The organism is Kocuria sp. NPDC057446, from assembly GCF_042802875.1.
Classification (GTDB): Bacteria; Actinomycetota; Actinomycetes; order Actinomycetales; family Micrococcaceae; genus Kocuria.
The window spans coordinates 1-10,976 of the sequence record NZ_JBHVDI010000133.1; the positions used below are offsets into that span (position 1 = coordinate 1).

Here is a 10,976-nt window from a genome sequence, read left to right on the forward strand (position 1 = left end):
GCACCGGACGCACCGCGTCCGGTGCGGGCCCGTTCCCGTCGGGGCACCGGCCGGCCCGGGTCAGGGCAGGGCCGGCAGCTCCGGCCGGAGCAGCCACGCGTCCAGCAGCGCGTCGACCTCCGCCCACCGGTGCTGGGGCACGAAGCCGCGCAGGTGCTGCCGGAAGCCCTCCGTGCTCACCCACGCGTTCCGGTTGGCGGTGGCCCAGCCGCGCAGCAGAGCCCGGAAGGCGTCCTCGCCCACGGTCTCCCGGATCGCGTGGACGGTGAGGGCGCCCCGGACGTAGACCACGTCGTCGAAGAGCCGCACCTGTCCCGGGTCCCCGATGACGAGGTCCTGGCGCATCTTGGACAGCGTCCGGTGGGCCTTCTCCGCGTGCCGGCGGGCCGGCCGGTCGCCGGAGGCCTCGGACCAGATCCACTCCGCGTAGGACGCGAAGCCCTCGTTGAGCCAGATGTCCTGCCACGAGGCCAGGACCAGGCTGTTGCCGAACCACTGGTGGGCCAGCTCGTGCGCCACGAGCCGCTGCTCCTCCCACTCGGTGCCCAGCTGGTTCTTGCCGAACACGGAGCACGCGTAGCACTCGAACGGGTCCTCCAGCGACTCGTCGACGACCACCACGGTGTAGCTGGGGAAGGGATAGGGGCCGAACCAGTCGCTGAACACCTCGATCATCCGGCCCTGCTCCGCGAAGGTCTTCTCCGCCTTCTTGCGCCGCTTCTTGGAGGAGACGAGGTACTGGGGGACGCGGGAGCCCGTCAGCTCCCGCCGCTCGTACGGGCCGATCTGCACGGTCGCCAGGTACGGCGGCAGCGGCACCCGGGACGTGTACACCCAGTGGCGCTCGCCGTCCCGCTCCACGACCGACTCCAGCTCGCCGTGGACCACCACCTCGTAGTCGGCGTCGGCGTGCACGGCCACCCGGTACGTCGCCATGTGCGAGGGGTGGTCCACGCACGGGAACCACGTGGACGAGCCGGTGGGCTGGCCGGCCACGAGCACGCCGTCGTCGAGCTCCGCCCAGCCGATCTCGCCCCACGGCCCGTCCAGGGACTCGGGGTAGCCCTCGTAGGAGACGGTGAGCGTGAACGCCTCCCCGGCGGCGACGACGCGCGGCAGGCTCAGCACGAGCCGGCTGCCGCGGTGGTCCGCGCGGACCCGGCGGCCGCCGAGCAGGCCGCCGATCCCGCCGGTGCCGAACCGGACGTCCGTCACGGCGAGCTCGGTGAGGTCGAGCTCGATCCGGTCCGTGTCGTGCAGCGCGCGGCAGGCCAGGGTGGCGCGCGCCTCGAGGCCGTTGTCCTCGACGTCGTAGTCGAGGTCCAGGTCGTAGTGCTCCACGGTGGCCGCGCAGCACCCGACGAACGGGGTGTAGGGGTCCCGCGCGCCGTCCGCGCCGAGGAAGCGGTGCATCGGTGCCGTGCTCACGGGACCAGCAGCAGCTTGCCCTGGGCGGCGCGGGACTGGAGCAGCTCGTGCGCCTGCCGGGCCTGCGCGAGCGGGAACGTCTCGGCGACGCGGATGCTCAGCGACCCGTCGAGCACCGCGTCGAACAGCTCGCCCGCGCGCCAGTTCCGCTCCTTCTCGTCGAGCAGGTAGTCGTTGAGCGTGGGCCGGGTGAGGTACACGGACCCGTGCTGGGCCAGGCGCTGCGGGTCGAGCGGGGGAACCTGGCCGGAGGAGCCGCCGAAGAGCACCAGCATCCCGCGGCGGCGCAGCGCCCGGAGCGACTCGTCGAAGGTGTCCTTGCCCACCGAGTCGTAGACGACGTCCGCACCGCGGCCGCCGGTGAGCTCCCGGACGTGCTCGGCGAAGCCCTCGTAGCCCACCAGGGCGAAGTCGGCGCCCAGCGAGCGCGCGGTCTCCGCCTTCTGCTGGGAGCCGACCAGGGCGATCACGGTGGCCCCGAGCGACCGCAGCAGCTGCACGGCGAGGCCGCCCACGCCGCCCGCGCCGGCGGTGACGACGGCGATGTCGCCCTCCTGGACCGGATACGTCGAACGGACGAGGTAGTGCGCAGTGAGGCCCTGCAGCGGCAGGGCCGCGGCGACCTCGTCGGCCACGCCGGTGGGCACGCGCAGGGCCTTGTCGGCCTCCACGAGGAAGGCGTCGGCGTAGGTGCGGGCGGCCTGCGAGGTGGTGATCCGGTCGCCCAGGGCGAAGTGCTCGACCTCGGAGCCCACGCCCGTGACCACGCCCATGCCCTCCGAGCCCGGCGTGAAGGGGTGCTCCACGGGATAGACGCCCTCCCGCTGGTAGACCTCGATGAAGTTCACCCCCGCGGCGCGGGTCTCGACGAGCAGCTGGCGCGGGCCCGGTTCGAGGTCCGGGCGCTCGCCGAGGGTCAGGACCTCGGGGCCTCCGGCTCGCTCGACCATGACGCAACGGACCATGACGGGTACCTCCTGGACATCGCGGACGGGAACTCTGCCATGGTAGGCGCGAAGCCCCGCCGGGCTCTCCCCGCGAGGGGCGCCGGCGGGTAGCGTGTGCACAAGAGGGGGCACGGACATACCCGCGTCATCATCGAGATTTGCAGACGGGAAGCGTAGATTCGGGGGCAGAGCCGTTCCGGGGGGACACGAGAGCGGCCGTGGCTGATCCGAACGGGGGGATCCTGGCGTGGTCCGACGCGTCGCACCCGCCCCCGCTCCGAACGGTTCCTCCCCCGTAGCGTGCATAAATATTGAAGAGCATGCATAACTTTGAGCTAGAGTGGGCCTCATGACGTTCAGTGCAGCAGTTTCGGGGGCATCCGGCTACGCCGGTGGCGAGGTCCTGAGGATCCTCGCCGGTCACCCGCAGATCGAGATCGGGGCCGTGGGGGCCCATTCCAACGCGGGCCAGCGGCTGGGGGAGCTGCAGCCGCACCTGCACTCCCTCGCCGACCGGGTGCTCGTGGACACCACGGTGGAGAACCTGGCCGGCCACGACGTCGTCTTCCTCGCCCTGCCGCACGGCGCCTCGGCCGCGATCGCCGCGCAGCTGCCGCCGGAGACCGTGGTGGTCGACGCCGGTGCCGACCACCGGCTCGACTCCGCCGAGGAGTGGGACCAGTTCTACGGCTCGCCGCACGCCGGGACCTGGCCGTACGGGCTGCCCGAGCTCGTGGTGGACGCCGGGGGCACCCGCCAGCGCGAGCAGCTCCGCGGCGCCACGCGCATCGCGGTGCCGGGGTGCTACCCGACCAGCGCCCTGCTCGCCCTGGGCCCCGGGTTCGCGGCCGGCCTCCTCGAGCCCGAGGACGTCGTGATCGTCGCGGCCTCGGGCACGTCCGGGGCCGGCAAGGCCGTCAAGGCGCACCTGCTGGGCTCGGAGGTCATGGGCTCGATGTCCCCGTACGGGGTGGGCGGCGCGCACCGGCACACCCCCGAGATCGAGCAGGGCCTCTCGAAGGCCGCAGGGCGTCCGGTGCGGATCTCCTTCACCCCGACCCTGGCCCCCATGCCCCGGGGCATCCTCACGACCGCCACCGCGCGCGTCGCGGAGGGCGTGGGTGCCGCTCAGCTGAGGGAGGCCTGGGAGACCGCCTACGCGTCCGAGCAGTTCGTCACGGTCCTGCCCGAGGGCCGGTGGCCCTCGACGAAGTCGGTGGCCGGCTCCAACCACGCCCAGCTCCAGCTCGCCCTCGACGCCCGGGCGGGCCGCGTGATCGTCACCTGCGTCATCGACAACCTCGTCAAGGGCACCGCCGGCGGTGCCGTCCAGTCCATGAACCTCGCCCTCGGTCTGCCGGAGGACACCGGCCTGAACCTCCAAGGAGTCGCACCGTGAGAACGTACCCCTCCCAGCAGCCGGCCGGCACCCTGCAGGTCGACACCACCCGCGGCGTGACGGCGGCCCAGGGCTTCCGCGCGGCCGGCACCGAGGCGGGCTTCAAGGACTCCGGCGGCGCCGACCTCGCGCTCGTCGTCAACGACGGCCCCCAGCACCACGTGGGCGCCGTGTACACCACCAACCGGATCACCGCCGCGCCCATCCAGTGGTCCAGGGCGGTGACCGCGGACGGCTCGGCCGCCGCCGTGGTCCTCAACTCCGGGGGCGCCAACGCCTGCACCGGGCCGCAGGGCTTCCAGGCCTCCCACCGGACCGCCGAGCTCGTCGGCGAGGCGCTGGGGGTCGGGGCGGGCGACGTCGTGGTGTGCTCCACCGGGCTCATCGGCGTCCAGCTCCCCATGGACGTCATGGAGCGGGGCCTGCCCGGGGCCGTCGCGGCGCTCGCGGACGACGACGACGCCGGGACCGCCGCGGCCCGGGCCATCATGACCACCGACTCCGTCTCCAAGCAGGCGGCCTACGTCCGCGACGGGTGGACGGTCGGCGGGATGGCCAAGGGTGCGGGCATGCTCGCCCCCGGCCTGGCCACGATGCTCGTGGTGCTCACCACCGACGCCGAGCTCTCCTCCGACGCCCTGCAGTGGGCGCTCGAGGACGCGGTGAAGGTGACGTTCAACCGCACCGACTCCGACGGCTGCATGTCGACCAACGACACCGTGGTCCTGCTCGGCTCGGGCGCCTCGGGGATCACCCCGGACGAGTTCGAGTTCAGCCAGGCCGTGACCGCGGTGTGCCACTCCCTGGCCCAGCAGCTCATCACGGACGCGGAGGGCGCGTCCCACGACATCGAGATCACCACGGTGAACGCCGCCACCGAGCGGCAGGCCGAGGACGTGAGCCGCGCCGTGGCCCGCTCCAACCTCTTCAAGGCCGCGATCTACGGCAACGACCCGAACTGGGGCCGCGTGCTGTCCGCGGTCGGCACCACCGACGCCGCGTTCGACCCCGACCAGCTCGACGTCACCATCAACGGGGTCCTGGTGTGCCGCAGCGGCATGATCGGGGACCCGCGCGAGGGCGTGGACCTGGCCGCCGACCGCCGGGTCACCGTCCTGGTCGACCTCAAGGCCGGCGACGCCGACGCCACCGTCTGGACCAACGACCTGACCCACGACTACGTCGAGGAGAACAGCGCCTACTCCAGCTGACCACCCCGTCCACCCGCACGGCACCGACCCACGGCGCAGGAGAACCATGACCGACCCCAGTGACCCCACCCGCTACGAGACCGCCCAGGCGAAGGCGGGCACCCTGATGGAGGCGCTGCCCTGGATCCAGCGGTACTCCGGGTCCGTGATGGTCTTCAAGTACGGCGGCAACGCCATGGTGTCCGAGCCGCTGCGGCAGGCCTTCGCCGAGGACATGGTGTTCCTGCGCCACGTCGGGATCCGGCCGGTCGTGGTGCACGGCGGCGGCCCCCAGATCAACCGCATGCTGGAGCGGCTGGGCATCGCGTCGGAGTTCCGCGGCGGGCTGCGCGTCACCTCCAAGGAGGCCGTGGACGCCATCCGGATGGTGCTGACCGGGCAGGTCCAGCGCGAGCTCGTGTCCCTGCTCAACGCGACCGGCCCGTACGCCGTCGGGCTCTCCGGGGAGGACGCCGAGCTGTTCCGCGCCGTCCGCCGCGGCACCGTGGTGGACGGCGAGGAGGTGGACCTCGGCCACGTGGGGGAGGTCGTGGACGTCAACCCCGAGCCCGTCACCCAGCTCCTCGAGGCCGGGCGGATCCCCGTCATCTCCTCGGTCGCCCCGGAGGTCGACGCGCACGGCCGCCCCACCGGGGAGATCCTCAACGTCAACGCGGACACCGCCGCCGCCGCCGTGGCCGTGGCCCTGCGCGCCGAGAAGTTCGTGGCCCTCACCGACGTCGAGGGCCTCTACGCGAACTGGCCGGACAGGGACTCGCTCATCGCGTCCCTCTCCGCCTCGGAGCTGCGGGCGATGCTCCCGGACCTGCAGGCCGGGATGATCCCCAAGATGGAGGCGGCCCTGCGGGCCGTGGAGGGCGGGGCGCGCCGGGCGTCCATCGTCGACGGGCGCAGCCCGCACACCTGCCTGCTCGAGATCTTCACCGACACCGGCATCGGCACCCAGCTCGTCCCCGACCACGGAGCATCGTCATGACCGTCCAGCACAGCCCCCAGCACACAGCCTCCCGGTACTCCGCCCAGACCGCCCTGCTCGGCGAGTACGCCGACTCGCTGCTCGGCGTCTTCGGCAGCCCGTCGCTGGTGCTCACCCACGGCAAGGGGGCCGTGGTCACCGACGCCGACGGCCGGGACTACCTCGACCTGCTCGCGGGCATCGCCGTCAACGCCCTCGGCCACGCCCACCCGCGCTGGGTGGAGATCGTCTCGCGCCAGCTCGCCACCCTCGGCCACGTCTCCAACTTCTTCACCTCTCCCCAGCAGATCGCCCTCGCCGGGAAGCTGCTGTCCCTGGCCGGCGCGCCCGCGGGCTCCCACGTCTTCTTCGCGAACTCCGGAGCCGAGGCCAACGAGGCCGCGTTCAAGCTCGCCCGTCGCCACGGCCACGAGCACCCCGGTCCGGACGGCGGGCCCCGCGGCACCGTCCTCGCCCTCGAGTCCGCCTTCCACGGCCGCACCATGGGAGCCCTCGCCCTGACCGCCAAGGAGGCCTACCGGGCGCCCTTCGAGCCCCTGCCCGGCGGGGTGCGGCACATCCCCGCGACCGTCGCGGCCCTCGAGGAGCACCTCGACGGGACCGTCGCGGCGCTGATCGTGGAACCCGTCCAGGGCGAGGCCGGTGTGCGCGAGCTGCCCGAGGGCTACCTCCGGGCGGCCCGGGAGCTGACCCGCCGGCACGGCGCGCTGCTCGTCGTGGACGAGGTGCAGACCGGGATGGGACGCACCGGGCGCTGGTTCGCCTCCTCCGCCGAGCTCACCGGCGACGACCTCCCGGACGCCATCACCCTGGCCAAGGGACTGGGCGGCGGCTTCCCGATCGGCGCGATGCTGACCGTCGGCGCGGAGGTCTCCGCGCTGCTCGGCGCCGGCCAGCACGGCACCACCTTCGGCGGCAACCCGCCGGCCACCGCCGCGGGCCTGGCGACCGTCACCGTGATCGAGGAGGACGGTCTGCTCGAGCACGCCCGAGCCGTGGGCGCCGTGCTCGGGGAGGGGCTGCGCGCCGTCCCGGGCGTCGGCGAGGTCCGCCAGCGCGGCCTGCTGATCGGCGCCGACCTCGAGATCCCCGCCGGGGCCACGGCCCCGTTCGGCCCCGCCGTGGTCGAGGCCGCCCGGGACGCCGGATTCATCGTCAACGCCACCGGCCCCGGGACCCTGCGCCTGGCCCCGCCCCTGATCCTCACCGAGGAGCAGGCACACACCTTCCTCGACGCGCTCCCCGAGATCCTGCGCGCCGCCACCACTGCCGTCACGGCCCCCGCCGCGGCGCCCGAGACCCCGCCGAAAGAAGCATGAACCCGCCCAGGACCCCCCGCCACTTCCTCGTCGACACCGACCTCTCCCAGCAGGAGCAGGCCGAGGTGCTCGAGCTCGCCGCCCGCCTCAAGGCCGACCGCTGGGCCCACCGGCCCTACGCGGGACCGCAGACCGTGGCCGTGATCTTCGACAAGACGTCGACCCGCACCCGGGTCTCCTTCTCCGCCGGGATCGCCGACCTCGGCGGCAACCCGCTGATGATCGACCCGGGGGAGTCCCAGCTCGGCAAGGAGAGCGTGGCGGACACCGCCCGCGTCTTCTCCCGCATGGTCTCCACCATCGTGTGGCGCACCTACGCCCAGTCCGGTCTGGAGGAGATGGCCGCGGCCGCGACCGTGCCCGTCGTCAACGGGCTCTCCGACGCCTACCACCCGTGCCAGATCCTCGCGGACCTGCTCACGGTCCGCGAGCGCCGCGGGAGCCTCGCCGGACTCCGCTTCGCGTACCTCGGGGACGCGGCGAACAACATGGCCCACTCCTACCTGCTGGGCGGAGCCACCGCCGGCATGCACGTGCGCGTCGCCGGTCCGGGGAGCCACCTCCCGGACCCGGCGGTGGTGCAGGCCGCCGAGGAGCGCGCCGGGCAGACCCGCGGGTCCGTGCTCGTGACGACCGACCCGGCCGAGGCGCTCGCCGGGGCGGACGTGGTCTGCACCGACACCTGGGTGTCCATGGGTCAGGAGGCGGAGACCGAGGCCCGCGCGCAGGTCTTCCGGCCGTACTCCGTGGACGCCGCGGCGATGGACCGGGCCGCACCCGGGGCGCTGTTCCTGCACTGCCTGCCCGCGTTCCGCGGCTCCGAGGTCACGGCCGAGGTCATCGACGGGCCGCAGTCCGTGGTCTGGGACGAGGCGGAGAACCGGCTGCACGCCCAGAAGGCCCTCCTCGTGTGGCTGATGGCCCGCTCGGGGCGCTACGACCTCGACGCCGCCGACGCCCCCGCCGTCCCGGCATGAGCATCCCCGCCACCAAGACGGCGCGGCAGGCCCGGATCGTGGCGCTCGTGACCGGCGGGGCCATCCACTCGCAGGCCGAGCTGGCCGCCCGGCTGGCCGAGGACGGCGTGCAGGTCACCCAGGCCACGCTCTCCCGCGACCTCGTGGAGCTGGGGGCCGTGCGGGTGCGCGACGGCTCGGGAGCCCTCGTCTACGCCGTTCCGCAGGCCGGTGCCGACCGCTCGCCCGCCTCGGGGATCACCCAGGAGGTGCTCGACGCGCGGCTGGCGAGCCTGTGCCGCGAGCTGCTGGTGACCGCGGAGGCGAGCGCGAACCTCGTGGTGCTGCGCACCCCGCCGGGCGCCGCCCAGTACTTCGCGTCCGCCATCGACACCTCGGTGCTGCCGGCGGTCCTCGGCACCATCGCCGGGGACGACACGATCATGGTGGTGTGCCGGGAGGCCGACGGCGGACTCGCCGTGGCCCGCCGCTTCCTCGAGCTGGCCGAGTGACCCCGGGCCCCCGGCGCGGGGACGTCCGGCGGCCTCAGCGGGCCGCGTGCTCCTCGAGGACGGGCACGAGGTCCGTGCGCTCGAAGACCCGGGCGAAGTCGAGGGCGGTGTGGGCGCCGGCCGTCTGCGAGGCCCCGGCCTCGAGCAGCGTCCGCACGATCGTCTCGTTGCCGCGGAAGACCGCGCTCATCAGCGCGGTCTGCCCGTTGTCGTTGACCCGGTCCGGGTCGGCCCCGGCCTCGAGCAGCGCCGCGACGGTCTCCTCGCGCTGGTGGTAGGCGGCGAGGATCAGCAGGGTGTCGCCCTTGCCGTTGGTGAGGTCGGCGGGCACGCCCGCGCGCACGGCCGGCAGGAGGTTCTCGGTGTCCCCGGTCCTGGCCATCTCGAACAGGGACAGCACGTAGGCCATCTCCTCCTCGGTCAGCTGGGGGGCCGCCTGGGCCTGGTCGGGCTGCTGGGGGTGCTCGGTCACGGCTGGTCCTTCGCGTCGGTCGGATGGTGCTCCTTCCGGCCAGTTTATCGGGGGTCGGCCCGCGACACGCACCGCCGGAGATTACCCGGGTCTTGACGTTGCAGTAACTGCCTGGCACGCTCGTGTGACACAGCTCACCCCGTGCCCCCTTCTCGCGCCGGTGCCCGTGCACCGGGGATCCGGAGTCCCTTCCATGACGAATCTCGCCACCCTGCTCACCGCCACGGCCGCGGCCGCCCCGCAGTCCCGGGCCGTGGTCCTCGACGACAAGGTCCTGACCTACGGGGCCCTCGACGACCTGTCCGCGCGGGTGGCCTCCATGCTCGCCGCCGCCGGGATCGGGCCGGGGGACCGGGTGGCGATGATCCTCCCCAACGTCCCGCACATGCCGATCGCCTACTACGGGATCCTGCGCGCGGGCGGCGTGGTCGTGCCCCTCAACCCCTTGCTCAGTCCTCGGGAGCTGGCGTACCACTTCGACAACGCCGAGGTGTCCCTGGTGCTGGTCTGGGAGGCCATGGCCGAGGCCACCCGCGCCGCCGTCGCGGAACTGGACCGGGACGTCCGGGTGGTCGAGGTCTCGGCCGCCGGGACCCTGCAGGCCCTCGCGGACGTGCCGCCGCGGCCCGACGTCGCCGACCGCGACGACGACGAGCCCGCCGTCCTGCTCTACACCTCCGGAACCACGGGCCGGCCCAAGGGCGCCGTCCTGACGCACCACAACCTCCGGTCCAACGCGGAGCTCTCCGCGAGCCTGTTCGACCTGGCACCCGGGGACGTCATGTTCGGGGCACTGCCGTTCTTCCACGTGTTCGGGCAGACCGTGGCGCTCAACGGCGTCGTCCAGGCGGGGGCCGCCGTCACGCTGCTGCCGCGCTTCGACCCGGCCAAGGCGCTCGAGATCCTGGCGCGGGACGAGGTCACCGTCTTCGCCGGGGTGCCCAGCATGTACGTGGCCCTGCTCGCCGCGGCCGGCGAGGGACCGGTGGAGCTGCCGCACCTGCGGGCCGGGGTCTCGGGCGGGTCCCCGCTGCCGGTCGAGGTCCTGGAGCGCTTCGAGAAGGTGTTCGGGGCGCCGATCTACGAGGGCTACGGCCTGTCCGAGACCTCCCCGGTGGTGTGCTTCAACCAGAAGGCGCACGGGCGCAGACCGGGGTCGATCGGCACCGTGGTGCGCGGGGCGCAGCTGAGGGTCGTGGACGACCTCGGCGAGGAGGTCCCCGCCGGCGAGATCGGCGAGCTCGTCGTGGCCGGGGAGTACGTGATGGCCGGCTACTGGCGCAACCCCGAGGCCACCGAGGCCGCGATCCGCGACGGCTGGTTCGCCACCGGCGACCTCGCCCGCGTGGACGAGGACGGCTTCTACTACATCGTCGACCGCAAGAAGGACATGGTCCTGCGCGGCGGCTACAACGTCTACCCCCGGGAGGTCGAGGAAGTGATCTACCAGTTCCCCGGCATCGCCGAGGCCGCCGTGGTCGGGGTCCCGGACGAGGCGATGGGCGAGGAGGTCGCCGCCGTCGTCGCCTTCCGGGACGTGGCCGAGGAGGAGCGGGACGCGAAGCTGGACGAGCTGGACGCCTTCGTCCGCGAGCGTGTGGCCAAGTACAAGCACCCGCGCTTCTACAAGGTCGTCGACGAGCTGCCGAAGGGCCCGACCGGCAAGATCCTCAAGCGCTCCCTCGACCTCGAGGGCGCCGGGCGCCGCGGCTGAGCCCGCACGGACGCACGGAGGGGGCCGGCCGCTGGACAGCGG

10 protein-coding genes are annotated in these 10,976 nt (G+C 73.5%); 7 read left to right on the forward strand and 3 right to left on the reverse strand.

The window, feature by feature from the left end; all coding sequences use genetic code 11:
* Positions 1–60: 60 nt before the first annotated feature.
* Both ACFU0Y_RS14210 and ACFU0Y_RS14215 read right to left on the reverse strand, forming a co-directional pair.
* Positions 61–1,428: a M1 family metallopeptidase gene (locus tag ACFU0Y_RS14210; RefSeq protein WP_380215178.1), complete on the reverse strand. Its 1,368-nt coding sequence runs from the start codon at positions 1,426–1,428 to the stop codon at positions 61–63.
* On the reverse strand, positions 1,425–2,393 hold the full coding sequence (locus ACFU0Y_RS14215) for a quinone oxidoreductase family protein (RefSeq protein ID WP_380215179.1): 969 nt from the start codon (positions 2,391–2,393) through the stop codon (positions 1,425–1,427). Before ACFU0Y_RS14215 ends, ACFU0Y_RS14210 begins: the two co-directional genes overlap by 4 nt.
* Before the next feature lie 331 nt (positions 2,394–2,724).
* On the opposite strand from ACFU0Y_RS14215, the gene argC reads away from it, so the two are divergent.
* From argC to ACFU0Y_RS14245, 6 genes are read left to right on the forward strand one after another with little or no spacing between them, the layout of a single operon-like run.
* Positions 2,725–3,774, forward strand: a complete 1,050-nt coding sequence (gene argC / locus ACFU0Y_RS14220) for an N-acetyl-gamma-glutamyl-phosphate reductase (protein WP_380215180.1) — start codon at positions 2,725–2,727, stop codon at positions 3,772–3,774.
* On the forward strand, positions 3,771–4,985 hold the full coding sequence (argJ, locus tag ACFU0Y_RS14225; protein WP_380215181.1) for a bifunctional glutamate N-acetyltransferase/amino-acid acetyltransferase ArgJ: 1,215 nt from the start codon (positions 3,771–3,773) through the stop codon (positions 4,983–4,985). Before argC ends, argJ begins: the two co-directional genes overlap by 4 nt.
* A 46-nt stretch (positions 4,986–5,031) precedes the next feature.
* Positions 5,032–5,961 carry an acetylglutamate kinase gene (gene argB, locus ACFU0Y_RS14230; protein ID WP_380215182.1) on the forward strand — a complete coding sequence of 310 codons (930 nt, stop codon included), beginning with the start codon at positions 5,032–5,034 and terminating at the stop codon, positions 5,959–5,961.
* Positions 5,958–7,280 (forward strand): acetylornithine transaminase, encoded by a 1,323-nt coding sequence (locus ACFU0Y_RS14235; RefSeq protein WP_380215183.1) that lies wholly within the window; start codon positions 5,958–5,960, stop codon positions 7,278–7,280. The genes argB and ACFU0Y_RS14235 overlap by 4 nt, the downstream gene beginning before the upstream one ends.
* Positions 7,277–8,257, forward strand: a complete 981-nt coding sequence (gene argF, locus ACFU0Y_RS14240; RefSeq protein WP_380215184.1) for an ornithine carbamoyltransferase — start codon at positions 7,277–7,279, stop codon at positions 8,255–8,257. Before ACFU0Y_RS14235 ends, argF begins: the two co-directional genes overlap by 4 nt.
* Positions 8,254–8,748 (forward strand): arginine repressor, encoded by a 495-nt coding sequence (locus ACFU0Y_RS14245; protein ID WP_380215185.1) that lies wholly within the window; start codon positions 8,254–8,256, stop codon positions 8,746–8,748. The genes argF and ACFU0Y_RS14245 overlap by 4 nt, the downstream gene beginning before the upstream one ends.
* 34 nt (positions 8,749–8,782) lie before the next feature.
* Here the strand turns inward: ACFU0Y_RS14245 and ACFU0Y_RS14250 are convergent, their stop codons facing one another.
* Positions 8,783–9,220, reverse strand: a complete 438-nt coding sequence (locus ACFU0Y_RS14250; protein WP_380215186.1) for an ankyrin repeat domain-containing protein — start codon at positions 9,218–9,220, stop codon at positions 8,783–8,785.
* A 193-nt stretch (positions 9,221–9,413) separates the two neighbouring features.
* Here ACFU0Y_RS14250 and ACFU0Y_RS14255 point away from each other — a divergent pair, with 193 nt between their 5' ends.
* Positions 9,414–10,934 carry a long-chain fatty acid--CoA ligase gene (locus ACFU0Y_RS14255; RefSeq protein WP_380215187.1) on the forward strand — a complete coding sequence of 507 codons (1,521 nt, stop codon included), beginning with the start codon at positions 9,414–9,416 and terminating at the stop codon, positions 10,932–10,934.
* Positions 10,935–10,976: the final 42 nt, after the last annotated feature.